Raw genomic sequence first — 26,740 nt, forward strand, 5'->3', positions numbered from 1 at the left:
GTACTAGATTTATTATTTATGTGGTTCAATAATTAAAATAAGTTATATTTATATAGTATTAGATTGATACGTAAAATAAATAACTTTGTCTGTGAAGTGTCCTAAGAAATAATCAAACTGATTTAATTGTTTTATATAATTAGGTTAAAAGTTACTGTAATCAATGACACAATGTAATATAAGTTAATTATTACCAGTGACTTATCGCTGATTTAAGCATCATATATTGCGGAACAGTTGATAATTTTTAGCATTCAAAATTATACATAGATCAAATAATAGCAAGTTACTGCATAAGAAAATGCAATTTATCGCTCCTATATGAAACCGATATGATATAGTAATATATGCAATTAATTTAATTGTTTAATTAGTGGTGTGTATATGGACTTTATCGATCGTTTACAGAGTTTATCAAAAAAATCTCACAGATAGGTTCTACATTAGAGACAGAAGAAGCAACAAAAAATGCTCTTATTATGCCATTCTTACATACAGTTTTGGGTTACGATGTTTTTGATCCAACGGAAGTTGTTCCTGAATTTAATGCGGATACTGGTACTAAAAAAGGAGAAAAAGTTGATTATGCTCTTCTTAAAGATGGTGAAGTTCAAATTTTAATTGAATGTAAAAAATTTGGTGAAAAATTATCAACCAAACATGCAAGCCAACTTTTCCGATATTTTTCAGTTACTAATGCTCGTATTGCCATACTTACTAATGGTGATATTTATGAATTTTATACAGATTTAGATGCTCCAAATAAAATGGATGAAAAACCATTTTTGATCTTGAATATGTCTGACTTAGACGAGCATATTGTTCCAGAAGTTAAAAAACTGACTAAGTCTTCATTTGATGTAGATTCAGTTGTTGATGCAGCTGGAGAGCTTAAATATCTTAATCAGATCAAAGTGGTATTGAAAGAACAGTTTAATGCTCCAGAAGAAGAATTTGTTAAGTTCTTTACATCGAGAGTATATGAAGGGGTACAAACTGCAAAAGTTAAGGCTCAATTTTTAGATATTACAACGAAAGCTTTAAAGCAATTTTTAAATGATAGTATTAATAATCGATTAAAATCTGCGATTGGTACTAATGATGATATTTCAATGAAGACACCGTTAATGCCTGAGTCTATAGCTGAAATTGAGTTAGATATAGTAGATGAAAAAGCTAAGGTTGAAACAACGCAAGATGAGTTAGATGGTTTTAATATTATTAAAGCAATTTTGCGTTCAAAATTTGCAGTTGCACGTATTACTCATCGAGATACGCAAAGTTACTTTGGTGTGTTATTAGATGATAATAATAGAAAACCATTATGTAGATTACATTTTAATGCAAAACAAAAGTATCTTGGTGTCGTTGGTGAAAATAAGAAAGAAGTTAGACATCCCATTTCAGCATTAGATGATATTTTTATGCATAGCGATTTGTTGTTAGAAGCAGCATCTAAGTTTAAATGATAAATTAAGGAGGGTAGGCCTCCTTGATTTGTTTTTTACAAGATACATTGTTGCTCGACTTGTGATTTGAAATATCTCTAATGCTTCAACGTGACTAATTAAAATATACGTTGATTACCCATTAAGTTCAGTATGATGTTTTCCGATAGCGGCGAATGTCGGTAGTTGCTTTCTTGTTTACTTTTACAGTGTGACAGTGTCACGTTTAAGCTGTTATTTGTGGTATAAGTGATGTTTACAGTAGGGCAGTTATTCTAATTGGACATATTTAGTTCATTATTGACAAGTTTTACTAATAAAATGAGAAAATAAACTCGATTTATGGTGTGCTGGTAACGGGTATCACCTTTAAATCAGCCTTCCATATTTAATTTTTTATATCTTTCCGGTAATGACTGACTACAATAGTGCCAAGTGCCAAGTGCCAAGTGCCAAGTGCCAAGTGCCAAGTGCCAAGTGCCAAGTGCCAAGTGATTGTTTGATTTATTTCATCTCTATGAATATGATAGTTCATAAATTGTAATGGAAGATGTACTGTTGATAATAATATTCAGTTAATTGGTACTGAGACACTTATTGAAAATTAATTTTAGGTGATGATTCTTTGATAGTTAAATTCATAGAGTAATTTTTAACTTAACGTATATTTTATAATTACGGTATTTGTTTGATGAAATAGTAATGAGTAAATATAAATATGCTAAGTAGGGTGGGTAAGAGGTGATATTTTTACTTACTTTTAAATTGTGACAGCGTAACTTAATTGCTGATTTTTGTGATAGATGAGAGACGTATAGTTGTATTATTGTCATTATTGAGTTGTTTTTGTTCTTTATTGGCGCGCTATGGTGATGAATACCTTTAATTTTGCATATTATTCTGATAATAACTCACTATAATGTTGTTTTTATAATGAATCAAAGAAAGTAACCAGTAAAATCCTCGTGATTATTTATTTTAGTCTGTATTTATGAAGATGCTATTTTATTATATTTATATACTAAATGTCGAAATGTAATTTTTTACTTATAATTGATAAAAGTGATAGTCGTTTGTTTTTTTTTGTGATATATATGTAATAGAAATATAAAGTTCAGTTATAAATTCTAATAAAAATATTATCAAAATAATAAAGGAAGTCTCATGAAAGACTATTTTAATACTGCATACCCATCCATTGATCTTCTTAGAAAAAAAGCCAAATCACGGTTACCGAAGTTTGCGTTTGAATACGTGGATGGCGGTTGTAACAATGAGATTGGTTTAAGACGAAATACTGATGACATTCGTAAGCTTGAACTTATTCCTTATTATTTAAGAGATTATAAGGATGTATCTTTAAAAACGACATTATTTGGTGAAACATATGATGCGCCATTTGGTGTAAGTCCTGTTGGACTTCAAGGATTAATTTGGCCGCAAGCACCAGAGATTTTAGCAAAAGCGGCTTTTGATAATAATGTACCGTTTGTGTTGAGCACTGTCTCTACTTCATCAATTGAAACTATTGCTGAAATTACTGAAGGTAAAATGTGGTTTCAACTTTATCATCCCGTTGATGATGCTATTACGGATGATTTACTTGCTCGTTGTAAGGCGGCAGGAGTTAAAACATTAGTCTTACTATCTGATGTTCCAACCTTTGCTTATCGTCCTAAAGAAATAAAAAATGGTTTGGCGATGCCGCCAAAAATGACAGCAGAAAATATGCTACAAATTATGCTTTCTCCTGAATGGGCGCTTGAGACATTAATTAAAGGTAAGCCGGAATTTAAATCGTTAACTAAATATATGTCTGGTTCAATGAATATGCACCACTTAGCATTGTTCATGGATAAAACATTTAATGGACGTTTAAGTGAAGAAAAAGTACGTAAGTTACGTGATAAGTGGGATGGTAACTTAGTATTAAAAGGGTTATCAACTGTTGAAGATGCAAAAAAAGCGATTGAAATTGGTCTTGATGGGATTATTGTATCTAACCACGGTGGACGTCAATTGGATGCGGGTCCATCAACCATTAGTAAAGGTATTGAAATTCTTAATGCTTGTAAAGGTCAAACAACCATTATGATGGATAGCGGTATTAGAGAAGGTTCTGATATTGCTTGTACATTGGCTGCGGGAATGGACTTTACGTTTATGGGACGTAGTTTTATGTACAGTGTGGGTGCTCTTGGTCAAAATGGTGGTTATCACGCAATGAATATGTTGAAAAAACAACTTCAGCAGGTGATGGAGCAAGTATGTTGTGAAAAACCACAAGATTTGCCTAATCATCTCGCTCAAATTAAAAATCTTTGATAATTGATTGTTTGTATTAAAAAATGGAAAAGGTGTACTTAGTACACCTTTTTTTGGATTAACGGAGTATATTTGTTTTTACAAGATCAATTAATTCATCACCATAGCCATTAAAGAGGGCTTTTAATGTGTAGATGGTAAAGCCTTTTTCTTGAGCCAGTTTAATTTTTGGCGGTAAGCTTAATTCATTTTTATCAGTGATCACTTCTAGCAGTGCCGGACCATCATGATTTAATAATTCATCAATAGCATCGCTGAGCTTATGAGGATCTGATACGCTGATCCCTTTAATGTTACAAGCATTGGCAATCGCGGCAAAACTTGGATTATTAAGATTAGTTGCATTAGAAACAAAGCCTGATGCTTTCATTTCCATATCAACAAAACCTAATGAGCTATTATTGATAATGACTATTTTAATAGGGAGATTATAAGGTACTAAGGTAAGAAGATCGCCCATTAGCATCGAAAATCCGCCATCACCACATAATGCAATGACTTGACGAGTAGTATCTACGGCTTGTATACCAATAGATTGTGCAAGTGCATTTGCCATTGAACCATGATTAAATGAACCAATTAAGCGGCGCTGACTGCTCATTTTGAAATAACGCGCAGCCCACAATGTTGGCGTTCCAACATCACATGTAAAAACAGCATTTGATTGTGCTTTTGCACTGAGCATTTTTGCCAGTGTTTGAGGATGAATGAGCGTACTTTTCGGTTTTATCTCGGCTAAATTATCCAAATTTTTACGCGTTGTTTGATAATGTTCAACACATTTATCAAGAAAATGGTGATCTGTTTTTTCATCCACTAATGGTAGTAGTGTTGATAATGTTGGGTTTATATCACTAATCAACGCAAGATCAACTTGGGTATGTCGGCCAATAGCATCAGGATCATTATCAATCTGAATGATTTTAGCGGCTTTAGGGTAGAACGGTTTAAATGGAAAACTGGTACCAAGTAAAATTACTGTGTCAGCATTTTCCATCGCATGATAACCAGAAGCAAAACCGATGAGCCCCGTCATACCCACATCATAAGGGTTATCATATTCAATATGCTCTTTACCTCTGAGGGCATGAACAATGGGGGCTTTTAGTTTTTCAGCTAGAGCTAATACTTGATCGTGTGAGCCTTTGCAGCCAGCACCACAAAATAAAACTATTTTTGATGATTGGTTAATTATTTTTTTGCATAATGCTAATTCAGATAATACGGGTGTAATTTGTTGTAAAGCAGGGCGTTGCCATTTTATTGGCGTATTTTGGGGCATATCAAGTAAGGCAATATCGCCAGGAATAACAATGACACTAACCCCTTGCTTTAAAATAGCTTGTCTCATTGCCGCTTCTAAAATAAATGGCATTTGTGATGGATGCGTTAATTTTTCACAAAAAACACTGCATTCTTTAAATAAGTGAAGAGGATCCGTTTCTTGAAAATAACGACTGCCCGCTTCTGATGAGGGGATATCTGAAGCAATAGCGAGTACGGGGACTTTATTGCGATTACAATTGTATAATCCGTTAATTAAGTGCATGTTGCCAGGGCCGCAAGATCCTGCACAAACAGCCAGTTCACCTGTCAGTTCCGCTTCTGCTCCCGCAGCAAATGCAGCGACTTCTTCGTGCCTTGTTCCGATCCATTCTATTGTGCCATCTGCACGTAAACTATCACTTATTCCATTTAAAGAATCTCCTGTTACTCCCCAAATACGTTTTATGCCTGCAGTACTGAGTGATTTTACTATATATTGAGCAATATTCATGGTAGTCCTTTTATATTATTATTTAATGTTCTTTCTCTGTTATATTAATTACATAATTTAAAACAAAATACTACTAAGGAATTATAATTTATCTTTATTAGTGTATTTAATCGTTACGATGAATTTTTTTTTGTGTTATTAATTTAATATGTTGAACATTAAATATAGATAAAAAATAAAATTAAATAGTTTGATTTATATTTAAATGGAATATTTGTACACTGTATTATATATAAGTATTCGTTTTAGTGTTATGATGCCGCCCGTTTATTAATCATATAGTAATCATTTATTTTGCTATATCAGAGTAAGTAGTTATGAAAAAAATAATCTTTTTAACCACACTTTTAGGTTTCAGCACTGCTTCATACGCGGGTTTACATCTTGAGTTCAAAAATGTAAATAATCTTAATGGAAGTAACAGCGGTCGAGTTTATGTTTGTACACTGAAACCGTTTAGTGATGTTTTTGCGGATGTTGGTGTAACAGAGGATATGGCACGTTATAAAGTGCAACGTCGCTGTGAAAAATCTCAAGGTGAAGGCAGTATTTTCTGTAAAGCAAAAGAAGCGAAGTGTGTTGAATCATCCCTTGTTTCGGAAGCTGATACTGGTCGATATAAAGGTAAAGGTGTTTCAATTTATAGTCAAAATTATCAAATGGGAGAGTCCGTAAAGATTACTCATGATATTCCTAATTTGGGTGATTATAATTTTGATAATAAAATGTCGTCTTATGATATACCGATGGGGTGGTCAGTAAGATTTTATGAAGGCGTCAATTATAGTGGTGCTTATTATACGCGTAATAGTGGTGATGCTAATGCAACAGGATTCGATAATCAGGTGAGTTCAATTAAGATATTAAGCACTTTTTGATCTCTGACTCTATTGTGTATATCTAAAATAATTGGCACTAACCAAAAGTTAGTGCCAATAGTATTAACATTCTTTAGTTTATTGAAACATTAGTAATAATTTTTTGAGCAATGTATTTGTGCATCGCTGTGGTCGGGTGGGTAACGCCCCAGAAGACATATTTATCAGAGCCATGTTGTGCACAATCATTGGTTAAGCTATGGCTAATAAGATAGTCTTTTGATGAACTACGATTAATGTCCATACAAGCATCTTTAGCATTTATAAAACCATATTTTTGAGGCTCTGAGGTTACGTTTTCAAATATCTGATATGCATCGACAAACGTAATATTGATGCCTTTTTGTTTATAATAAGCCGCTTGTTCTTTTATAAAGAGATTGAATTGTTTAATTTGTTGACTGACTAAAGCCGCTTTATCTGCGGTGGAATATTTAAATTGTGGTGCTTTACTCGCGTCAGGTAATGTCATTAATAAAATATTGTTGGCACCAGCATCGGTTAAACGAATAAGTGCAGTGCTGTAATTGCTTTTGACTTCAGTAATATTTCGATCGTAATTCATAAAATCATTAAGACCAAACTCTAGAGTAAATAGGGTATTTTCAATATGATAGTTTTTTGCAAGTTTCATATAGGTAATAAAAGAAGATATTTGGTCATAAACTCCAGTAAGAATACCATATTCATTTACGCCAGCAGCACCACCCACCGCCCAGTTATATAATGGTAAATTTTTAGCGTTAGCCAGATATTCAGTCCAAACTAAACCATTACTGAAATGCCCAAAGAACCAACTATTACTATTCGGAAATAACCATTGTGAGCCATTAAATGTATTACCTGTATCTGAAAGGCTATCACCAAAGGCCACAATTTTATTGATTGTATTTGGTTGACTAACGTTATCATTACTCCAAATAGTATGGCTATAAGATGACTTTATATCTGAGGCATAGAAAATAATGTCTGCATTTTTATTATATGTATCAATAGAGGCTGCGCAACGTTGTGCAATATCTTTATTCGAGACATCAGTGTAAAACATATTTTTAAATGAAATAGATGACCACCAATAACCAGGTAGTTCATAATAACTATTATCATTATTTTTAGCCCAAACCCAATCTGTAGCTGGTTCATCATGGCTAATACTGGTGCGATACCAGCATTTTACATAAGTATAAGTATTATTGGTGTGAGGTGTAGCATTCTGTTGTTGTGGATGATTTTCAATATGTTGAACGTTATCAGAAGCAGTTGCAGCAAAAGGGAATAATAACGTTAATAGCAAATATGCCTTGTTCATGACAGTCCTTTATTTAAGTGTTCGTGTTAATAAAGTTAAAAATAACACGCAAAGACAATGTAAATAATTGCATTGGTTGGTTACATTAATAGAGCCAGTGATGAGAGTCAGATTTTATATTCTATAATGGGATATTCTTCTAATAAATTGATTAATTAAGATTTTTTTATTTTGATATCCATTCATATTATTATGATATTAAATGGGTATTTGTTGCTAAGTATTCTATTGGTGAATGTATTGCTGTGTTTTTAATGAAAGAATACTTTTAGAGGATGGCATATAATTGTTTATCAATGTGTTGTGATTATCATAATAAATAGCTGAATAAATAAGTAATATGTTGAAATGTATTTATTTAATCAAGGCAGGGTAGGCTGAGAACGATGAAGATATGACGGTTCTATTTTATGTTATAATGCAATAAGTGTTTCTAATTAGATAAATGAACTATGCTTGGCTACTACCTTCATACAAAAAATGCGCAACAGGCATTAGATGCTATCAAGAAAGGACTTTCTAGCGTTCGAATCTCGACAGATCTTAACCTTAGCGAACAGGATTTTTCAGTCACTGATCAAGGTTTAATTCTTGACGAAGAAAATAAACTTTCTATTGCTGATCTTAAAAAAATCGTTAAAAAGACACAACGAATTTATATTTGTAGTGATGGCTATATGGAGCCATTGGAAGATCGTAGTGTTGGTTATTACAAACTAGCACCAACAGATGGTGCGCCACTGCTTGAAATTAGTGGTGTTAAAATGCATATCTCGAAAGGAACCGATCCTTTCAAAAGTGCGTCAGAGATGGCTAAACAAGCAGTACGCAGTGGTGATAATGTATTAGATTGCTGCAGTGGTTTAGGCTATGCGGCGATTGCTGCTCATCGGCTGGGTGCGAAAAAAGTATTAACCATTGAGTTAAGTGAATCGGTCATGGGATTACGAGCACAAAATCCGTGGTCAAACGATTTAAATAATGATGGTATTGAGCAACGTCAGGGAAGTAGTTTTGAGTTGATCGAAACCATGCCTTCAATTTCTTTTGATGCTGTTATTCATGATCCACCACGTTTTTCTCTTGCTGGTGAACTTTACAGTGAAGGGTTTTATTGTGAAATTTATCGTGTATTACGCCCAAATGGGCGACTTTTCCACTATACAGGTAATCCACATATTATAAAAAAAGGCAGTAGTTTTGTTGATGGCGTTATTCGTCGATTAAAAGCTGCTGGTTTTAAGAATATACAGAAAGTTGATCATTTAATGGGTGTTAGTGCTCAAAAATAAATGATATACAAGGAGTCGATAATAATCATTAGCAATATACACTGATGATTGTATCGACCCTTTTTTATTAACAATTAAATTACTTATTACTAAAGAGTCGTTTCTTTTTTGGTTTTATTTACAACATGATATTTTTTATTGCCTGGATGATGAAATTTTGAATTGATTACTCTATTGTCAGTTATCGTTGGCGTTACTATTTTTAGAATATTTTTTTTATTATCAGGATTATGAAATTTTGAATTGATAACTGCTGTACTAGAAAAAGCAGATGTCGATATAAATAATAAACAAAAAATAAAATAAATTTTCATATGAATTGTCCTTTTTTCATTGGTGTACTTATATTTATTCTTATGCCACTTTAATTGTTTTTAGAAAAGGTAATTATTATCGATATGTGATCAACTTCAAAATTGAATTGATTTAAAATAGATTAGTAGGTTAATTAAACAGTCATGAGTTTATTTACTATGACTATTAAATTAATAGTGTTCATGATTGATTTTTTCAAAAATAACATTGAGATACATCTTTTTTGCCATTGGTATTAATTTTGTGTTTTTGGTTATTTGTAATGTTGCTAATAATCCGTTAAAAATTAATTCTGCTTGTTGTGATTTAAGCTCAGCATTATTAATGTTATTTTCTGTTAATAAATCCTTAATCATATTTACACGCGTATTTTTGTAATTACTGCATATTTTAGCAATGTTATCGTCTGTATGGTTAAATTCGCTATAGGCTAATTGAAAATAACAGCCATTGAATAAGTCATCTTTCATTAATGTTACTAATATCTCAAATCGTTCTGACAGTTTTTGTTCTAGTGTTAATGTAGGATCAGAAAAAATAACATTTAGACTATTTAATGCTTGTTCACTGAATAAAAATAAGGCTTCTTTTATTAAATTCTCTTTTGAAATAAAATATTTATAAATAGTTGCTTTAGATACTCCTGTCGCAGACGTAATACTATCCATACTGGTGCCGTGAAAGCCATATTGCGCACATAAAGTGATTGTTTTATTAACGATGTTTAATCGCTTTTCCTGTTGCTTATTCATAGCTCTTAACCTCAGTTGTTGTTATCCCGATCATAACAAAATAAACTGTTTAGTTCAAAATACTTGATAGGATCAGTATGGATAGTTTAAGGATAAATACAGTATCGCCACCAGCAACAACGGTAGGGTATAAATACACCAAACACCTAGAAAGTGGTCGATAGTGTTCCTATTGCAAATTTCTTTTTAGTTAAAGACATTCTATTTCTAGCAATAGCAATAATGGTTGTTGAACACAATAAAAAATTATCATCAGCGGCAGATAAGTAATTATAAAACATAGACTATTCTATAATATATGGCAACACTCTTTGAAGATAAAGAGTATCGCTGTTATATGCTAGTAGCGAATTTAGAGGTAATATATTGTCACTTAATTAGGTTACATATAATCGGAGTAATAATAGTAATGGCATTACCGATAAAATTTATTGCAACAGATATGGATGGCACTTTACTGAATGATGTAAATGAGCTTCCTCATGATTTTTTAGACGTATTTAATGCGTTAGATGCCAGAGATATTTTATTTGCTGCTGCGTCTGGTCGACAATATTTCACATTATTAAAAATGTTTGAATCGATTAAAGATAAGATACTTTTTATTGCAGAGAATGGCACTTTAGTGATGTATCAAGGTAAGGAGCTTTATAGTGCCATGCTTCCTAAATCTGAATCTGATTTAATTATTGAAACAGTACGTAATATTGAGAATAGTCATATTGTATTATGCGGAAAAAAATCAGCGTATATAGAGACAAAAGATAAACAGGCTCAGCAAGAAATAATAAAATATTGTCATAACATCATGTTTGTTGATGACTTATTAGATGTTGATGATGAGGTTATTAAGATATCAGTATTAAATTTTAAGGGTACTGAAGAATATGTTTATCCATTAGTAGCACCTTTATTTGCAGCAACGCACCAAGTCGTCGTTAGCGGTAAAATATGGTTAGATTTTATGGATAAGCAAGCATCCAAAGGGCAGGCGATTAAGGCTATGCGTGATAAATTTGGATTTACGTTTGAAAATAGCATGAGTTTTGGTGATTTCTTTAATGACGTAGAAATGCTTCATGAAACCTATTTTAGTTATGCAATGGGTAATGCACATCCAGAGATTAAAAAATTAGCACGTTTTATAGCACCGAGTAATAATGAGCAGGGTGTAATAACGGTGATCAAACAGCAAGTGTTACACTGTCACGCATTGTGAGTAACAGATATTTATAAGTATCACTAAGAGTGTAAATTCCGTTGACAAATATTGGTAATGCGTTACATTCTTATTTAGATGTATTGCTACGTTGCATAATCTAGGAGTATTCAATGAATACAGATGAACTATTTCCTTTATATATCATTATTTCTGTTGTTGTTTTTTTATTTTTTATGTTCTTTTTATTTATACAGTTATACCTAAAAGCGAAAAAAGAAAATATTGGGGGTTGCTGTAAGGTAGAAGTAAAACCAGTATCAAAGAAAAAAAGGAGCAATAACCATCACTAATTGTTTAGATGAAAAAATGCCATTATGTAATGTAATGGCATTTTTTTGTTTTTAAGGTAGAAGGTTAATATTATATGTTCGTTTTATTATACATTTTGAGCTGATTATTTAATGTAGATCACTTTTTATAGTTTAAGGCATTGGTTTTTTGATTAAAATTAACATCATTAACAGGTAGAATATTAAACATTAATAATAAGATATTGGAATAATTACTGTTTATGACATCTTCAATCAAATTTATCGCAACAGACATGGATGGCACCTTATTGAGTGACGACAAGGTCTTGCCTACTGATTTTTACGACGTTTTCAATGAGCTTGATGCTCGAAATATTCTCTTTGCTGCGGCATCAGGTCGACAGTATCAAAGTTTGGTGAATACTTTTGAGCCAATTAAAGACAAGATGTTGTTTATTGCTGAAAACGGTACGTTAGTGATGTACCAAGGAAGAGAACTCTATAGTTCAACCATCCCAACATCAGAAATTCATACTATTATTAATAGCATTAAAACCATTGATAATACTTTCATTATTCTCTGCGGTAAAAATTCTGCTTATACTGAAACAACAGATATACAGGCACTAGAAGAAATTAAAAAATATTACCATAATCTTGAATTTGTTAATGATTTACTGGCTGTTGATGATGAATTTATTAAGATTGCAGTACTTAATTTTAATGGTACTGAACAACAGGTATATCCTATTATTGCACCATTATATTCACAGACTCATCAAGTTGTTATCAGTGCGAAAATTTGGCTAGATGTGATGCATAAGACGGCATCTAAAGGTACTGCAATTAAAGAATTACAACGTATTTTTGATTTTAAATTTGAAGAAAGTATGAGTTTTGGTGACTTTTTAAATGATGTTGAAATGCTAAAAGAAACTTATTTCAGTTATGCAATGGATAATGCCCATCCTGAAATTAAACAATTAGCCCGTTTTCACGCCCCAAGTAATAATGACCAAGGTGTAATGACCATTATTAAAGAGCAAGTATTAATATAGGTATTGGAATAGGGTATTGATTGATTTTATTTATATATTAACAAATTATTCAAACTGTTTTGATGATGATGTTTTTAAATATAATTAAACAATACAGTGCGTTGTATTTGTATACTTAAATAAAGGAAAAGGGAATGTCGCCCCAAAGAATATTTGCCAGTGTTGCACTTGTTATTGCCTTAGGTTCATTAGAGAAAAGTATTGTTACTACACCATTATCTATTATTGGCCAAGACTTAAATGCAGGGCAGGCATTAACCTGGGTAGTAACTGCTTATCTATTGGCCGCAACAGCAGTGCTTCCTGTGTATGGTAAATTAAGTGATATTTTCGGGCGTGTAAAAATGCTTAATGTGAGCATTGTTCTATTCATGTTGGGATCTATCGCTTGTGGTTTATCGGATACGTTAGGGCAATTAATCGCTAGTCGTGTTTTACAAGGGCTTGGTGGTGGTGGTTTAATTGCATTAGCATTTACTGTCATTGCCGACAGTATTCCTGCGCGTATTGTAGGTAAATATCAGGGTTATATTTCCATTGTCTATGCTGTTTCAAGTATTGCAGGGCCGTTATTGGGTGGTTTCTTTGCCGAACATCTTAATTGGCGCTGGATTTTTTGGGTTAATTTACCACTAGGGATTCTTGCTTTATGGATGGTTAATCGTAATCTATCCCATTTGAGTAAAGGTCGAAAATCACCATTTGATTGGAAAGGCGCAGCACTGCTTATTAGTGTGACAACATTGGTATTATTACTATTATCGCCAGAGTCACAACTTCCAATAGGTTGGGTTGCAGGTGCTTTGTTATTGTCATTAGTTTTACTTTATATTGTTGAAAAATTTGCAAAAGATCCAATTCTTCCTGTGCGTTTAGCGCGTTTACCTGGCTACTTAGTTAGCGTAAGTTTGATTTTATGTTCACAGTTACTGATGTTTGCAGTGTTAGTGTATTTCCCTTTACAGCTTCAATGGCAAAAAGGGCTAACAGCATCAGAGAGTGGATTATTTATGATGATCTTTATGTTTAGTATTACAACAGGGGCGTTTATTGGTGGTAAGTCGATTGCGCGATGGGGTAATTATAAAATTTTTGTCATGATCGGATTTTTAATGACGTCATTGGCTTTATGGCAATTACATTTTGATTTTGAAGTTAAATTAGCACTTATTTTTGCGGGTCTTGGACTTGGCTTTACCTTGCCAGCGTTAAGTGTTGTTGTACAAAATGTGTTACCGCCAAGAGATCGTGGTATCGGAATGTCATTATTTAATTTCGGCCGTGAGTTAGGTGGTGCGATTGGTGTGGCTGTTTGTTCTGCTATATTCCATTTTCAATTGCCTGATAATGCATTAGCAGATAGTGCAAATGGTTTGGCTGGCGTTGAGACTAAACTGTTAGAATCTGGTTTTAATACTACATATTTGGTTATGGCAGCAGTTGCTGTTGTTGCCTTTATTTTGGCTATATTTGCATTAAAAACACAGTCTTTATCTGATGAAGTTGAGTTAGAGTGACATGGATTAAAATAATGAGATAAAAATATATTAGGGTAATGTTTAAATAAACCGAGCGAATCACAGTATTAATATTTAAGGGTTAATATTTTCCAATGAAAGTGATGTAAATCTAATTATTAGGATTATTAAGTATCTCCTATAATTTGATAGGAGTAATGTCTTGGATTAAGAATACTAATATTCAGAGGTTATTATGAGTTTGTTTTATGTTGATAAAAATGCGCAAGATAACGGCGATCATGAAATTCATACAGCAACATGTAGCCATAGCCCTAATTTAAATAATTGTGATGTACTTGGTTACCATACGGCATGTAGTACTGCTTTAGACGCCGCAAAAAAAATATATCCTCAATCAAATGGTTGTTATTACTGTTCATATTCTAGCTATACATCTGAAAGTAAGTAAATCTCATTAGCAACGTGATAATCAATATTACGTTGCTATTTTTATGCTTATTTTTTACTTCTTTTAAATGTTCATGCCCTTCAATTTTCACATTGATACATAAAAGCTAAGCTCTGATAAATTAATTGGTAAGATTAAAGCGATACATTTGCGATATAGTGTAGTATCTAAGCTGTATTTTTCGGATTTATTAATCGGCTTACATAGAATTAATATAATAGTATCAGTGTGAAGGGTGAAAATGGAAATAGAATATAAAGTTAATTGTCCTATTACATCAAGTCAGTATATTGAGTTGGTGAATAAAGCAGTATTAAGTGAGTGTAGACCTACTGAAAGTGAAATTACAATCAAAGAGATGCTAGACAATAGTAATTTAATTGTAACGGCATGGGTTGATGATCAACTTGTTGGTATTGCCCGTGCACTGACAGACTTTCATTGTTGTTGTTATGTGTCTGATCTTGCTGTTGATGAAAGTGTTCAATCAATGGGAATTGATAAGTATCTTATTTTAGTGGCGGCAGAATCTGTGGCAGAGACGTGTAAAATCGTTTTATTGTCGGCACCCAAGGCCGAAGGGTATTATTCTAAAATTGGTTTTAAAGAACATAATAACGCTTGGGTATTAACGGATATTAGTGAATTAGTTCTACCATAAGATAGTGGTTATTTTATGCTTTATGAAATCTGCTCGATATAAAGAAATAACAAGAGGGTAATAAGAATATCTGATTATTGTCTTGTCTATCTATTGACCATGTTAGTAGAACAATGCAAAAAAATAGAGTCTGTACTATCATATTACTTGCTATAAATCTGTATCTTGGTGTAATTTCTCACCACTATTTATTTTTGGAATAATGATCATGCCAAAGGCTAGTGATATTAAAAAATTTGCTGCTATTGAACTTAACGGTAAAGTAGCTTTAGTTAAAGAAATTACTAAGCTAACGCCTAGTGGTCGTGCAGGTGCAAGTCTTTACCGTATGCGTATTTATGATGTTGCAACGGGTTCAAAATCAGATGTTAGTTTTAAAGCTGATGAAATGATTACGTTGGCAGATTTTAGTCGTCAGAAAGCATCTTTCTCATACATCGATGGTGAAGAATATGTGTTTATGGATGATGAAGACTACACGCCATACACTTTCACTAAAGACGCAATTGCAGAAGAATTACTGTTCATTACTGAAGATACTAAAGGTATTGAAGTATTGACTGTAGATGGTGCACCAGTTGCATTAGAACTACCTGCAACAGTAGAGCTAACAATTGTTGAGACTGATCCTTCAATTAAAGGCGCATCTGCAAGTGCTCGTACTAAGCCTGCAACATTGTCTACAGGTCTTGTTGTTCAAGTTCCTGAGTACATTGCAAATGGCGAAAGAATTAAAATCAACACAGCTGAACACAAGTTCATGAGCCGTGCAGATAAATAATAATTAGTTATTATTATTTTATAAAGCCAGTGTCGTTTATTCGACGCTGGCTTTTTTATACTTATCATAAAAATAATGCACAGGGAATAATGTGGTTCAGACAATAATAATTGATGTAGCTAAAAAAGAAGATCTACAAGCGGTGTATCAGTTAGAACAGCGATTGTTTGGCGATCATTGTTATCCTGATTTTTTTATTCGCCAAGCTTATGATTGTTGGCCTGCTGGCTTATTGGTCGCTCGTCATCAAGATAACGTTGTTGGTTATGTGCTGTGTGCGCCTCAGTTTAATGATCTGTCGTTAATGTTACTAGAGGGATGGATACTTGCATTGGCCGTTGATACTAGCGTACAGGGGCGAGGCGTAGGTAAGAAATTGATGCAAGAAGGTATGACAACGCTGGCCGGATGCAAAAAACTATGGTTGACCGTTCATCCAGATAACCATGCAAAGAAATTGTATCAACAATTAGGTTTTACTGATATCGAGCAAGAAAATGATTATTTTGGTATTGGTCAACCACGCGTTAAAATGATGTACGTGGTGGAATAAGTTGTTGTTGGATAAATAATAGATATAAAAAAGGGTACCTAAGATACCCTTTACTTCTTTCAACTGTTCATTGAAAAATTAAGCAAGCTCAACGTTAGCCGCTTGAGGACCTTTTTGGCCTTGCTCAACGTCAAAAGAAACTTTTTGACCTTCAGCTAGAGATTTGAAGCCTTCACCTGTGATAGCACGGAAGTGAACGAATACGTCAGCGCCGCCATTATCTTGAGTGATAAAACCGAAACCTTTCTCATCGTTGAACCACTTAACGATACCAGTTGCTTTAGACATGTGATGTCTCCTGAAAAATAAATTAGTAGCGCACATTACGCTGTTTTACTTATGTACAAAAGAATAATGAAGCGCTTCAGGACAACTGTGAACATTTGAACAGTGTATCGAAGTTTTCTCTTTCAATTTGTTGCATAAATAGGCCTTTAATAAACCATGAGTATTAGGCCATTTTCATATTGAAAGGGCAAGTTTCTCTTTTAATAACAAGCTAATAATGTGACCACTTTAACAAAATAACATGTTATACGGTTATGCTATCATGTGAGTATGGTAGGAAAGGGTATTTAATAAAGTAGAATTGGAATTTTTATTCGACATGTAGTTTGAATTGAAAGAAAGGGCTGAATAAGCCCTTTGTTTTTGTAGATATTTAAGGTTAATTTATTAAGCTCTTTCAACATTTGTTGCTTGAAGACCTTTAGGACCTTGCTCTGTTTCGTAAGACACTTTTTGGCCTTCAGCTAAGGTTTTAAAGCCATCACCACTAATCGCACGGAAGTGTACAAATACATCAGCACCGCCGTCATCTTGAGTGATAAAACCAAACCCTTTTTCTTCGTTAAACCACTTAACGGTACCTGTTGCTTTTGACATGTTGTCTCCTGATCAATCTATTCATCACACGGTATAGCCAATATTTGATTACGGAGCGATTTGAGTGTTGAACTCTGTTGCTGATCATGAAGATGACAGCGAAGATATCCTTGTTCAGATTGCTTAATTGTAAATAAGTACTGGTCTACTATGAAGACTAGGCGCTGATCGGTAATTTGCAAATCAAATTGATTATTTTTGTGAGTAAAAGAAAGAATAATCGTGGTGTCATTATTCTTTCTTGGATATTTCACTTAAATGTCTTGTGTATCGATAATAATCTCAAATATTTCTTGAACGAAATCAAAGCAAATAATAATAGAAAGAGCATAATTCAGACAAGAAGGAACCTTTAAGCGTATGTTAACGCACCACCTAGACGATAATCTTCGGGTATTACTTGAGTTTACAGCGGATTTTCTGATATAACGATTTTAGAAAAGAACTGAGACTCGACGGTTATGTACTAGGAAGTGCATTTTTCCTAATTATTAGCATTAAATCAGTTTCATAAGGCTTTATTTTCAGACTAAGGACAAAACATGAACAACATCCTTGAACTTGTTCGTCAGGCTCGTCGTAAAAACAAACTTAAACGCGAAATTTTAGATAATGACCGTAAAGTTCGTGATAACCGTAAGCGTGTAGAATTACTAGAAAACATGTTGGATTATATCAAAGTAGATATGACCCATGATCAAATTTTAGAAATCATTGAAAATATGAAAAACGATTATGAAGATCGTGTTGATGATCATATTATTATTAGTGCAGAGCTATCTAAAGAACGCCGTGACGTTAGTAAAAACGTTAAAGATCTTAGAAAAGCAGAAATCACAGCGCATAAACATAATTAATTTTATGATTGTTATCTGATCAAGGCCTGAGCAATATGCTCAGGTTTTTTTTTACCTATTTCTAACTTAGCTCTAATGTTACAACTGTAAATTTTCAATTCTATGATGAATAATCAGAATTACGTTGTCATTTTACGGTGAATATCTGTGACGGGAGGTGAGAGGGTATTAATGGTTATGTTCTTGATTAATTGAGCATGTTTAACAAGGGTGTTAGAAAAGGGAAAAGTGTGCAAAAAAAGAGCCCGAAACGATTCCTGTGTCGGGCTTAGGGGAATGGCTCAGTGACGAGCCTTACGCTAACTGGCTTATATTTGGAATTTGATTACACTATCAATATTAGTTTAGCTTTGATGATTTTCCAGTTTTTATAAAAAATAATTATTGGTTTCATCAATAAAGTACTAATAGTTATCAGAATCTTGGATTTGATCAAATATCAAATAGATTCGTATCGCGTACCAATTCACGAGGTAAGCCATTTTTGATACGATTTCCAACCCATTTTCCGATACCAATAGGGTAATCACGGTAAGTAACGATTACTTCGCCTTTACCTGTTAGATCTTCTGGACGAATATCTCGCCCCATAAACCACTCTTTGGCTTGTGGTGCGGTTAACTCGATGGCAACTGACTCATGACCTGTTGCAAGCGTCATGATCGCCTCATGTTGCCAGCGATAGCCTTTCTTATGTTGTTCAGCAAGCTTAATGCCAATACGTTGGAAGCGAATCTCACCTATTAAGGATTTAATTTGTGTTGGGAATAACCACACTTCTTTATCACGTAACCAAATATCACTGTTAGCCGATAAACTAATATTAAGATCAATATTCAGTTGTTCAGCAATCAGTTGTTGTTCATCGGCTTTAACTTGATTGAATGGGAATTTACCCATGCGTTTTTTAACTGGATCAGTATCAACAGAGGCATGTTTGCGAATGCGGGCAACAAAGAAGCCTTCGCTATCAAAAACCTGAGGATAAACGTGCAAGAATCCTTCAGTTGTTAATGCTTTTTGTGCGCCTTCAAATAAATCCCCTAAAGATTCAAATTCAACAGCATCACCAAAGGTTTCTTTAAGGTAATAACAGACTTCTTGGTTTTCACGCTGGTTAAGGGTACAGGTTGAATACACCATAACGCCGCCTGGTTTTAATGCTTGGAATGCACTAACGATTAACTTGCGTTGTACTGCGGCAATTTCATCGATGGATTCAAGGCTCCAGTTGGCCATGGCATCGTCATCTTTACGAATAGCGCCTTCACCAGAACAGGGGGCGTCGAGTAAAATAGAGTCAAACGCTTCAGGTGCCCATGTGCCGAACACACAGCCATCAAAATGTGTTAATGCTGCGTTATGAACACCACAACGTTGCAGATTAGCGTGTAATATTTTAATTCGGCTTGCGGCAAGTTCATTGGCCACTAATGCGCCTTTGTTTTGCATTGCACAAGCAATTTGAGTTGTTTTAGAACCCGGTGCTGATGCCATATCAAGAACGCAATCAAGGGCGTCATTGTTATCAAGTAAAGCGGTAACCGGCATCATTGAGCTGGCTTCTTGAATATAAAACAATCCAGCCATATGCTCGGCAGTATTACCTAATGAAACGCTCTTTTCATCCTCACGTTTGATCCAAAACCCCGTATCACACCAAGGAACAGGGGTTAACGTCCAATCTTTATCAGCAACGCGAGTAAGAAAATCGGCCACACTTATTTTTAGTGTATTAACGCGAATGCTGCGACGTAACGGCGTTTTACAACAGCTAATAAACTCATCAATACTCAGGTTTTCTGGCATTGTATGCTTGATGAGATCAATAAAAGCGTCAGGAATATAGATATTAGGATGCAAGGTAGCACTCTCTGTCAAACTAGCAATGTCGGGATTCTATACTAAATAAGGACAAAATTATATCGGCTATCTATGCTTCTAAGTGGGGGGATAAATAGGGATTTACGCTCACTATTATTTTGTGTACAAAAACCGTGTTTATTAGAGAATAAGCGATCAAAAAAGGAGCATTAGATGCTCCTTTTTTATTTACAGTATCAAGGGTTATTTAATTGGGATCGCGGTGCGCCAATCTAACCATTGTTGGTTAACTTCTTTATTAAGTAGGAAGTGTTTACCTTGTGTTGCTTGTTGCGCCAGAGGGTGAGTTTCTGGTGTTGCAAATGAGATCCCGCCACGCAGTAAGCTATCAAACGTTCCTGCTTTTACTTTCGCGCCAGTAATACCCACATCGACATTTAATCCAGAAGCATTCCAGAATATACTGTTAGCTCGAACAAGGTGACGATACTTTTGTTCAATTTGAACCGTAATTAAAACACGATCAGCCAATGCACCTAATGTAACTTTAACGACTTGGCCAACTTGAATATCACGATAAAGAAGTGGTGTGCCTTCACTAACCGATCCGCGATCTTCACTTTCAAGAATAAAGGTTTTCCCTGCATCAAATAATTCAGCTGAACCTAATTTGAAATTATGAGAACTTGCACCGTTACCGGGTTGTACTGCAATGTATGAGCTTAATAATGAGTCTAAGTTTTCACTGCCACTTAAACTTATTTTTGGTTTTACCATCCAGAAATAGCTATTTTTACGTGCGATTACTTTTGCATATTGAGGGAATAAGCGTGCTGTTACGGTGACGTTATTACGCTCAAAGTTTGGTTCAATATTATCAACTTTACCAATAACAACACCTTGATATTTAATCGCGGTTGATTTTGATATAGAACGGGCATCATCAGCCGTTAAGGTGATCATTATGCCAAAATGTTGAGCATCGCCTAAGCTTGAGTAAAGCTTATAGTCATTGCCAGAACGATTAACGACACCGTTAATGGAATCAAATGCGATACCGCCTTTTAATAATGTTGATAGGGGATCAGCTTTGATTTTAACACCATTAAGGCCAGCCTCGACTTCAATGCCTGAACGGTTCCAGAAAACAGTATTGTTATCAATTAAATGGCGATATTTTTGTTGTATATTAGCTTTTATCTCAACTCCTGATGTTTTAAGCGCAAAACTGGTGATTTCACCAACTTGTAAATTACGATAAAGCACTGGGCTGCCTTCAGATATTGGCGGTAAGTTTTTTGCTACAAGTGTAATAGAGGTAAAGCCTTTTAATTTTTCATCGGCAAGTTTAGCTAACTGTCTATTTTTGAATAGAGAATAGCTTTTTTTGATGCCCGGTTTACCGCTAGCGGTAAAGCTTATTGCACTACTTATTAATTGATCTGCTGCGGGAATGGAAACATCAATACCATTATTACTAATATTAGCTTCAATACCGCCATCAATAAAGAAACGGCTATGAGATCGAACTAAATGGGTATATTGCGGCTGAATTAATGCATCAAATCGAACCTGATCACCATCGAGTGTTACCGTTGTAATATGGCCAACATCGATGCCACGATAGCGCAATGTAGTGCCTGATTTTACACCATAACTTTTATATGCATAAAGTGAGAAAATAGCAACGCCTGGTTGTTGTTCTTCCAGTGTGTTTTGAGTTATAGCGGTAAAATGACGTGCTTTGTTACCATCACCAGGAATTAACCGTAAGTAATTGCCGCGTACAAGATTACCGATATTTTTCACACCAGAAAGTGAAACGTGTGCTTCTTCGAGTAATAATCGGGAACCGCTGTTGAGTAAATTACTCATACTGGGTTCTATTGCAGCATGGGCTATTATTTTATTGGTTTTGTCATCCAGTTTTAAATTGGAAATTTTACCAATTTGTAAGCCTCGATACATAATCGGAGCGCCTGAATTGCTGACATTATTATTATCTGGCAGAGTGATGGTGATCGCTATTCCACGACCTGCAGTATTAATATTAGAGTAGAGGTTAAATAAATGCCCCTCATCAATTGGTTTACCTTCATCGGGTGAATCGAAGGCAATGGCTCCGGCAATGAGTGCCGAGAGGCTTTCAAATTGAACATTAACACCATTAAAGCCTATATTGGCATTCACACCACTGACATTCCAAAAGCGACTTTTGTTCGTGACTAGATTGACATAACGTGGTTTGATGAGTGCGTCAATTAAGACTTCTTTTTTATTGGTACTAAGGGTGTAGTTATAAATTTCACCGACAGGGATCTTTTTATAAAAAATTTGGGAACCAATACTCAGAGATCCTAAATTAGGGGCTTTTAATTGTAGGGTTAAGCCATTATGTTCTGGCATATTTGCAGGTTGATTTTCTAGCGCGGTAAATTTTGTTGCAAATTCACCAGAACCGGGTTGAAGAGCAATGTAGTTACCTGACACAAGAGCGTCTAATCCTGAAATGCCGGTAATGGATGCTTTTGGTTTAACTAACCAAAATTGAGTATTTGTGTGTAATGTTTTTACTGCTTCTGGATAAATATCAGCAGAAACATAGATACTTTTAAGATCTTTAGATAATGTCACATCACGCACGATACCCACTTCTAAACCTTGATAACGAATAGTCGTTCGGCCTGCAACTAAACCGACAGCATCATTAAAGTGAATTTGAATACGTTCACCGCCTTCATTAATGGCTTTATATAATAACCAGCCAGCGACAATGATCGCGAGTAGGGGTAATAACCATAGTGGTGATAATCCACGATCACGGCGAATATTAACCGGTTGTGGTTGTGTATTATTTGGTTCGTTGTTCATATTTGTCCCAGATTAGACGTGAATCTAAACTCTCAGCTGCTAACATTGTTAATATAACGACCACGGCAAAAGCAATTGCCCCAGGTCCTGGTATGAAGTCAAGAATTTGTCCACGATCGATTAAAGCGACCATAATCGCTATTACAAATAGATCCATTACGGACCATTTGCCAATCCAATGCACTATTCGGAAAATGCGCATACGTTGTAGACGTTGGTGACGCTGTTTGAATTGAATACATAATAATATATATGCTAACCCAATAATTTTAGCGACAGGAACAACAATACTTGCCACAAAGATAATGATGGCAATACTGATCATTCCTGTTTTTACTAATCCGGCAACGCCTGAAAAAATAGTATCTTCAATCCGTTTACCGTTATTCATAAAGATAGAAATAGGGTAAAGGTTTGCGGGCAAAATGAAAATACTGGCAGTAATAAGATATGCCCATGTTTTCTGTAGTGACTTAGGGACTCGATGATGTAATTGGCTGTCACAACGACGGCAATTGGATAATGCTTCTTGGGTTAATTGGCAGCAATGACAGACTGTGTCGAGCTTATCACTGATATGTTCATCTTCTGGTTGCCATGCATCCCAATAACGACGAACACTGATTTTAGTTAATAATACCGACAATAAAATCTGCATGCTGATTAAACAATATAATCCTATACCCACATAGATTTCTGCCACTTCTTGCACTTTAAAACATGAAATAGCCAAACTGACTAAGAAAACCTCTAGCATTGTCCATTGCTTTAAATGAGAAAGGATCCATAACGACACTTTAAATATATGAAAGTGTCGAAAACGTAATGCGAACTGTGCGCCTAAAACGGCACAGATCAGTAACAACGGTGCAATGGCACTACAAAAAAGAATTAAGATAGCGACAGAAGGGAAGGTGGGAGCAAGTGCTATGGTTCCTGATGCCAACGAGGCTGGGATCATTTGACCGACTAAGCGAATAGTAACTAATGGTAAATTTATTGTAGGGATATAAAGAATAAGACAAGCTAATGCAATCGCTAATTCCGCATTAAAACGCGCAATACCACCACGATAGAGTCGAGTATGGCAACGAGGGCAATAAGCACTATGTCCTTGAGTCGCTGTTGCGGGTAAAACAAGTAAATCGCAGCCTGGGCAGCGTCGAGCCTTCGACATGGTGCGTTTCTTCCTTTAATAATAATGTGTACAAAAGCGCTCATTAAATGGTGAGTAATTTATTGTGAAATGGATACAATAAATACCATCAATGAGCGCCGATCGATACACACTATATTATTTTGCGCTGACGCTGGCTACTGCTTCGTGAGAATCGATATGATGAGAAGATACTTCGGCTGACTGAATTGATCCATAAAGGGTTTGATAAAGCCCTTGTGTATTGACCAACTCTAAGTGTGTGCCTGATTGGCTAACTAAACCATCTTCAAGTACATAAATAATATCAGCTTGTTTTACAGCAGATAAACGATGAGCAACGATTAAGGTCGTTTTGTTTTTTAAAAACGTATTAAGTGCGGTATGCAAAGCAGCTTCTGTTGAGGTATCTAAGGCTGACGTTGCTTCATCGAGAATAACAAACTCAGGATTAGTCAGTATCATGCGTGCAATAGCTAACCGTTGGCGTTGCCCTCCTGATAAGCGAATACCTTGGCGACCAATTTCAGTATTTAAACCGTGAGTCAGACGTTCTGTAACATCAGTAAGTTGAGCAATATCTAATGCTTGCCACAGTGCTTCATCACTAAATGACGCGCCAAGGGTTAAGTTATGACGTAACGTTTCATTAAACAATACGGGTTGTTGTAATACTACGGCCATTTTTTCACGCAAGGCTTCATAGCTAACCGCTTCAATAGGATGGTTGTTTATTAAAATATCACCACTACTTTTTTGATAAATACCTAAGAGTAATTGAATTAAGGTCGATTTACCGCCGCCAGAGGCACCCACTAACGCCACGCGTTTACCCGCTGGAATATCAAGGTTTAAACCACATAACACTTCTTTGTCATTATCATATGAAAAATGTAAGTCACGAATCTTAATCGCAATAGTTTGATCATCATTAAAAGGGTAGACCGTTGCTGGTGGACGGGTTTCTTCTTCAAGTGATAATAAGCTATTAAGACGTTGCATTGCCGCAGCTGCGCCATACCAAGCGAATTGAATACCTAATAATTCTTGAATGGGTCCTAACATAAACCATAGATAACTAAAGACAGCTAACATTTCACCAATGGTTAAATTACTAAATAACACCATCAGCATGGCGGCGGCTCGAAATATCTCAAAACCGATTAAGAATAAGAGAAAGGAAACACGACTAGCGGCTTCTGATTGCCATGCATATTTATCAGCGCTGTGGCGAATATCATTGGCATTACCTTTTAATTGATCTAAAAAATCACGTTCACGGTTAGATGCTCGTAATTGGTAGAGGCCATCTAATACTTCAATTAGGCGATGTTGAAAGACTTCATAAGATTTGTTTTCTTTACTTTTTAAATTCTTAACACGGCTGCCCATCAGTTTAGAGGCATAAACAACAATAGGATTGATGATCAGAATGAAAAGCCCGAGTTTCCAATCTAGCCATAAAAGCACACCAGCAGTACCAATAACGGTTAACAGTCCAATAATAAAGCGGCTTAATGTATCGCCAACGAATTTATCAATTGTTTCGACATCAGTAATAAGGTGAGAGCTAATACCACCACTGCCACGCTCTTCATACTGACACATACTTATACGGCCTAATTTATCAAGTAAATGTTGGCGTAAGTTATAGGTTATGTCTTTTGATACTAATGTGAATTGTCTGCTTTGCAGTATATTCAGTGCCTGACTAAATGTGCGCATTAATACGACTAAGACTAATACGAGAAGAATGTAACCTGTTGCATTGTGCCAAGTTGAAGGTAAAAGAGTATTAAGATAAGTAATGCCTTCGCCCGGTTTATGCAATAGAACTTCATCTACCATTAATGGCATTAGAAGTGGAATGGGTACACTGATCAAGGTTGCGATAATTGCAATAATATTTGCAACAATTAACCTTGGTTTATGTAACTTAGCTTGTAGTAGCAACCAAGCCCAATTAATCATAAGATGGTTCTTATCTTTCACGGTGAGAATAATTCCTATTATCAATATTGTTCTTGCTATTCTAACGGCTATATACGGAGTTATCTATGGAAAAGACAACCGCTTTTTATCATCGCCTTACTCAACAAGCATTAGGGTTAATTGAAGGTGAAACAGATCTTATTGCTAATCTATCTAATATTAGTGCGTTATTAAATATGGAGTTAGAACAAATTAATTGGGTTGGGTTTTATTTGCTAAAACAAGACCAATTAGTGTTAGGTCCATTCCAAGGAAATCCAGCTTGTGTCCGTATCCCTGTCGGACGAGGTGTTTGTGGTACCGCTATTTCTGAGAACAAAGTTCAACGTATTTCAGATGTGCATACTTTTCCTGGGCATATTGCTTGTGACGCTACAAGTAATTCAGAAATCGTTATTCCACTTACTGTGAAAGGAAAATTAATCGGTGTGTTGGATGTTGATAGCCCAAATTTGTCAAGATTTGACCAAAATGATGAACAAGGTCTAGTTTCTTTCGTAGAAGCACTACAAAAAGTACTCTAATTTCATGCTTTCGGTGGTTTTTCCTCGTTAGGTAATTATAATAGCAGCACTATTTCTTTTTGAACAAAGCACAAATAACG

At 34.8% G+C, this 26,740-nt stretch carries 23 protein-coding genes and 1 pseudogene; 14 read left to right on the forward strand and 10 right to left on the reverse strand.

Translation table 11 applies throughout. The features are described from left to right. Window positions 1–384 precede the first annotated feature (384 nt). Window positions 385–1,469: pseudogene (locus GLP24_RS04970) on the forward strand (type I restriction endonuclease). A 1,143-nt stretch (window positions 1,470–2,612) separates the two neighbouring features. After that, a complete protein-coding gene (locus tag GLP24_RS04975) occupies window positions 2,613–3,773 on the forward strand; it encodes an alpha-hydroxy acid oxidase (RefSeq protein WP_232615627.1) in 1,161 nt (386 codons plus the stop codon). A 58-nt stretch (window positions 3,774–3,831) separates the two neighbouring features. Here GLP24_RS04975 and poxB read toward each other — a convergent pair whose 3' ends face one another. Then, window positions 3,832–5,550 carry a ubiquinone-dependent pyruvate dehydrogenase gene (gene poxB, locus GLP24_RS04980; protein WP_232575594.1) on the reverse strand — a complete coding sequence of 573 codons (1,719 nt, stop codon included), beginning with the start codon at window positions 5,548–5,550 and terminating at the stop codon, window positions 3,832–3,834. Window positions 5,551–5,867: 317 nt separating this feature from the next. On the opposite strand from poxB, the gene GLP24_RS04985 reads away from it, so the two are divergent. After that, entirely contained in the window at window positions 5,868–6,428 is a 561-nt protein-coding gene (locus GLP24_RS04985) for a beta/gamma crystallin-related protein (RefSeq protein WP_101768365.1), read from the forward strand. A 73-nt stretch (window positions 6,429–6,501) separates the two neighbouring features. Here GLP24_RS04985 and GLP24_RS04990 read toward each other — a convergent pair whose 3' ends face one another. Next, window positions 6,502–7,737, reverse strand: coding sequence for an SGNH/GDSL hydrolase family protein (locus tag GLP24_RS04990; RefSeq protein ID WP_232615628.1), 1,236 nt, complete (start codon window positions 7,735–7,737; stop codon window positions 6,502–6,504). 452 nt (window positions 7,738–8,189) lie between these two features. On the opposite strand from GLP24_RS04990, the gene GLP24_RS04995 reads away from it, so the two are divergent. After that, window positions 8,190–9,029 carry a class I SAM-dependent methyltransferase gene (locus GLP24_RS04995; protein WP_232615020.1) on the forward strand — a complete coding sequence of 280 codons (840 nt, stop codon included), beginning with the start codon at window positions 8,190–8,192 and terminating at the stop codon, window positions 9,027–9,029. 89 nt (window positions 9,030–9,118) lie between these two features. On the opposite strand, the gene GLP24_RS05000 is transcribed toward GLP24_RS04995, so the two are convergent. Beyond that, window positions 9,119–9,343 (reverse strand): hypothetical protein, encoded by a 225-nt coding sequence (locus GLP24_RS05000; RefSeq protein WP_101768362.1) that lies wholly within the window; start codon window positions 9,341–9,343, stop codon window positions 9,119–9,121. Between the two features lie 171 nt (window positions 9,344–9,514). Then, window positions 9,515–10,096 carry a TetR/AcrR family transcriptional regulator gene (locus GLP24_RS05005; RefSeq protein ID WP_221945088.1) on the reverse strand — a complete coding sequence of 194 codons (582 nt, stop codon included), beginning with the start codon at window positions 10,094–10,096 and terminating at the stop codon, window positions 9,515–9,517. A 409-nt stretch (window positions 10,097–10,505) separates the two neighbouring features. Between GLP24_RS05005 and GLP24_RS05015 the strand changes: the two genes are divergently transcribed. The 8 genes from GLP24_RS05015 to GLP24_RS05050 all read left to right on the forward strand — a co-directional run bounded on the left by GLP24_RS05015 (window position 10,506) and on the right by GLP24_RS05050 (window position 16,551). Continuing rightward, window positions 10,506–11,315: a Cof-type HAD-IIB family hydrolase gene (locus GLP24_RS05015; RefSeq protein WP_232615629.1), complete on the forward strand. Its 810-nt coding sequence runs from the start codon at window positions 10,506–10,508 to the stop codon at window positions 11,313–11,315. A 113-nt stretch (window positions 11,316–11,428) separates the two neighbouring features. After that, a complete protein-coding gene (locus GLP24_RS05020; RefSeq protein ID WP_232577984.1) occupies window positions 11,429–11,608 on the forward strand; it encodes a hypothetical protein in 180 nt (59 codons plus the stop codon). A 221-nt stretch (window positions 11,609–11,829) separates the two neighbouring features. After that, window positions 11,830–12,627: a Cof-type HAD-IIB family hydrolase gene (locus GLP24_RS05025; RefSeq protein WP_101768358.1), complete on the forward strand. Its 798-nt coding sequence runs from the start codon at window positions 11,830–11,832 to the stop codon at window positions 12,625–12,627. 134 nt (window positions 12,628–12,761) lie between these two features. Next, window positions 12,762–14,144, forward strand: a complete 1,383-nt coding sequence (locus tag GLP24_RS05030; protein ID WP_232615630.1) for an MDR family MFS transporter — start codon at window positions 12,762–12,764, stop codon at window positions 14,142–14,144. Between the two features lie 196 nt (window positions 14,145–14,340). After that, window positions 14,341–14,556, forward strand: coding sequence for a hypothetical protein (locus GLP24_RS05035; protein ID WP_101768356.1), 216 nt, complete (start codon window positions 14,341–14,343; stop codon window positions 14,554–14,556). Window positions 14,557–14,797: 241 nt separating this feature from the next. Next, window positions 14,798–15,217 carry a GNAT family N-acetyltransferase gene (locus tag GLP24_RS05040; RefSeq protein WP_232577983.1) on the forward strand — a complete coding sequence of 140 codons (420 nt, stop codon included), beginning with the start codon at window positions 14,798–14,800 and terminating at the stop codon, window positions 15,215–15,217. A 208-nt stretch (window positions 15,218–15,425) separates the two neighbouring features. Next, window positions 15,426–15,998 (forward strand): elongation factor P-like protein EfpL, encoded by a 573-nt coding sequence (gene efpL / locus GLP24_RS05045; RefSeq protein WP_101768354.1) that lies wholly within the window; start codon window positions 15,426–15,428, stop codon window positions 15,996–15,998. A 91-nt stretch (window positions 15,999–16,089) separates the two neighbouring features. Beyond that, window positions 16,090–16,551: a GNAT family N-acetyltransferase gene (locus tag GLP24_RS05050; protein WP_232577982.1), complete on the forward strand. Its 462-nt coding sequence runs from the start codon at window positions 16,090–16,092 to the stop codon at window positions 16,549–16,551. Between the two features lie 78 nt (window positions 16,552–16,629). On the opposite strand, the gene cspE (GLP24_RS05055) is transcribed toward GLP24_RS05050, so the two are convergent. Together cspE (GLP24_RS05055) and cspE (GLP24_RS05060) are read right to left on the reverse strand one after the other, a co-directional pair. Continuing rightward, window positions 16,630–16,839: a transcription antiterminator/RNA stability regulator CspE gene (gene cspE, locus GLP24_RS05055; RefSeq protein ID WP_101768353.1), complete on the reverse strand. Its 210-nt coding sequence runs from the start codon at window positions 16,837–16,839 to the stop codon at window positions 16,630–16,632. Between the two features lie 387 nt (window positions 16,840–17,226). After that, a complete protein-coding gene (gene cspE / locus GLP24_RS05060; RefSeq protein WP_101768352.1) occupies window positions 17,227–17,436 on the reverse strand; it encodes a transcription antiterminator/RNA stability regulator CspE in 210 nt (69 codons plus the stop codon). 542 nt (window positions 17,437–17,978) lie between these two features. Between cspE (GLP24_RS05060) and GLP24_RS05065 the strand changes: the two genes are divergently transcribed. After that, window positions 17,979–18,293: a DUF496 family protein gene (locus GLP24_RS05065; protein ID WP_101768351.1), complete on the forward strand. Its 315-nt coding sequence runs from the start codon at window positions 17,979–17,981 to the stop codon at window positions 18,291–18,293. 432 nt (window positions 18,294–18,725) lie between these two features. Here the strand turns inward: GLP24_RS05065 and rsmF are convergent, their stop codons facing one another. The 4 genes from rsmF to GLP24_RS05085 form a co-directional block, all read right to left on the reverse strand. Continuing rightward, on the reverse strand, window positions 18,726–20,156 hold the full coding sequence (gene rsmF / locus GLP24_RS05070) for a 16S rRNA (cytosine(1407)-C(5))-methyltransferase RsmF (protein ID WP_232575598.1): 1,431 nt from the start codon (window positions 20,154–20,156) through the stop codon (window positions 18,726–18,728). A 204-nt stretch (window positions 20,157–20,360) separates the two neighbouring features. After that, entirely contained in the window at window positions 20,361–22,988 is a 2,628-nt protein-coding gene (locus tag GLP24_RS05075; protein WP_232615631.1) for an MlaD family protein, read from the reverse strand. After that, window positions 22,969–24,165 carry a paraquat-inducible protein A gene (locus GLP24_RS05080; protein WP_232615632.1) on the reverse strand — a complete coding sequence of 399 codons (1,197 nt, stop codon included), beginning with the start codon at window positions 24,163–24,165 and terminating at the stop codon, window positions 22,969–22,971. The genes GLP24_RS05075 and GLP24_RS05080 overlap by 20 nt, the downstream gene beginning before the upstream one ends. 117 nt (window positions 24,166–24,282) lie before the next feature. Next, a complete protein-coding gene (locus tag GLP24_RS05085; RefSeq protein WP_232615633.1) occupies window positions 24,283–26,115 on the reverse strand; it encodes an ABC transporter ATP-binding protein in 1,833 nt (610 codons plus the stop codon). 86 nt (window positions 26,116–26,201) lie between these two features. Between GLP24_RS05085 and GLP24_RS05090 the strand changes: the two genes are divergently transcribed. Next, window positions 26,202–26,660, forward strand: coding sequence for a GAF domain-containing protein (locus tag GLP24_RS05090; RefSeq protein WP_101768347.1), 459 nt, complete (start codon window positions 26,202–26,204; stop codon window positions 26,658–26,660). The last annotated feature ends 80 nt before the right edge of the window (window positions 26,661–26,740 follow it).

The organism is Photobacterium carnosum (assembly GCF_021236965.1).
Classification (GTDB): domain Bacteria; phylum Pseudomonadota; class Gammaproteobacteria; order Enterobacterales; family Vibrionaceae; genus Photobacterium; species Photobacterium carnosum.

Excerpts from the sequence above, each read along its gene's own strand:
- GLP24_RS04975 (WP_232615627.1), top strand. The coding sequence starts at position 2,613 with ATGAAAGACTATTTTAATACTGCATACCCATCCATTGATCTTCTTAGA.
- poxB (WP_232575594.1), bottom strand. The coding sequence starts at position 5,550 with ATGAATATTGCTCAATATATAGTAAAATCACTCAGTACTGCAGGCATA.
- GLP24_RS04985 (WP_101768365.1), top strand. The coding sequence starts at position 5,868 with ATGAAAAAAATAATCTTTTTAACCACACTTTTAGGTTTCAGCACTGCT.
- GLP24_RS04990 (WP_232615628.1), bottom strand. The coding sequence starts at position 7,737 with ATGAACAAGGCATATTTGCTATTAACGTTATTATTCCCTTTTGCTGCA.
- GLP24_RS04995 (WP_232615020.1), top strand. The coding sequence starts at position 8,190 with ATGCTTGGCTACTACCTTCATACAAAAAATGCGCAACAGGCATTAGAT.
- GLP24_RS05000 (WP_101768362.1), bottom strand. The coding sequence starts at position 9,343 with ATGAAAATTTATTTTATTTTTTGTTTATTATTTATATCGACATCTGCT.
- GLP24_RS05005 (WP_221945088.1), bottom strand. The coding sequence starts at position 10,096 with ATGAATAAGCAACAGGAAAAGCGATTAAACATCGTTAATAAAACAATC.
- GLP24_RS05015 (WP_232615629.1), top strand. The coding sequence starts at position 10,506 with ATGGCATTACCGATAAAATTTATTGCAACAGATATGGATGGCACTTTA.
- GLP24_RS05020 (WP_232577984.1), top strand. The coding sequence starts at position 11,429 with ATGAATACAGATGAACTATTTCCTTTATATATCATTATTTCTGTTGTT.
- GLP24_RS05025 (WP_101768358.1), top strand. The coding sequence starts at position 11,830 with ATGACATCTTCAATCAAATTTATCGCAACAGACATGGATGGCACCTTA.
- GLP24_RS05030 (WP_232615630.1), top strand. The coding sequence starts at position 12,762 with ATGTCGCCCCAAAGAATATTTGCCAGTGTTGCACTTGTTATTGCCTTA.
- GLP24_RS05035 (WP_101768356.1), top strand. The coding sequence starts at position 14,341 with ATGAGTTTGTTTTATGTTGATAAAAATGCGCAAGATAACGGCGATCAT.
- GLP24_RS05040 (WP_232577983.1), top strand. The coding sequence starts at position 14,798 with ATGGAAATAGAATATAAAGTTAATTGTCCTATTACATCAAGTCAGTAT.
- efpL (WP_101768354.1), top strand. The coding sequence starts at position 15,426 with ATGCCAAAGGCTAGTGATATTAAAAAATTTGCTGCTATTGAACTTAAC.
- cspE (WP_101768353.1), bottom strand. The coding sequence starts at position 16,839 with ATGTCTAAAGCAACTGGTATCGTTAAGTGGTTCAACGATGAGAAAGGT.
- cspE (WP_101768352.1), bottom strand. The coding sequence starts at position 17,436 with ATGTCAAAAGCAACAGGTACCGTTAAGTGGTTTAACGAAGAAAAAGGG.
- GLP24_RS05065 (WP_101768351.1), top strand. The coding sequence starts at position 17,979 with ATGAACAACATCCTTGAACTTGTTCGTCAGGCTCGTCGTAAAAACAAA.
- GLP24_RS05075 (WP_232615631.1), bottom strand. The coding sequence starts at position 22,988 with ATGAACAACGAACCAAATAATACACAACCACAACCGGTTAATATTCGC.
- GLP24_RS05080 (WP_232615632.1), bottom strand. The coding sequence starts at position 24,165 with ATGTCGAAGGCTCGACGCTGCCCAGGCTGCGATTTACTTGTTTTACCC.
- GLP24_RS05085 (WP_232615633.1), bottom strand. The coding sequence starts at position 26,115 with ATGATTAATTGGGCTTGGTTGCTACTACAAGCTAAGTTACATAAACCA.
- GLP24_RS05090 (WP_101768347.1), top strand. The coding sequence starts at position 26,202 with ATGGAAAAGACAACCGCTTTTTATCATCGCCTTACTCAACAAGCATTA.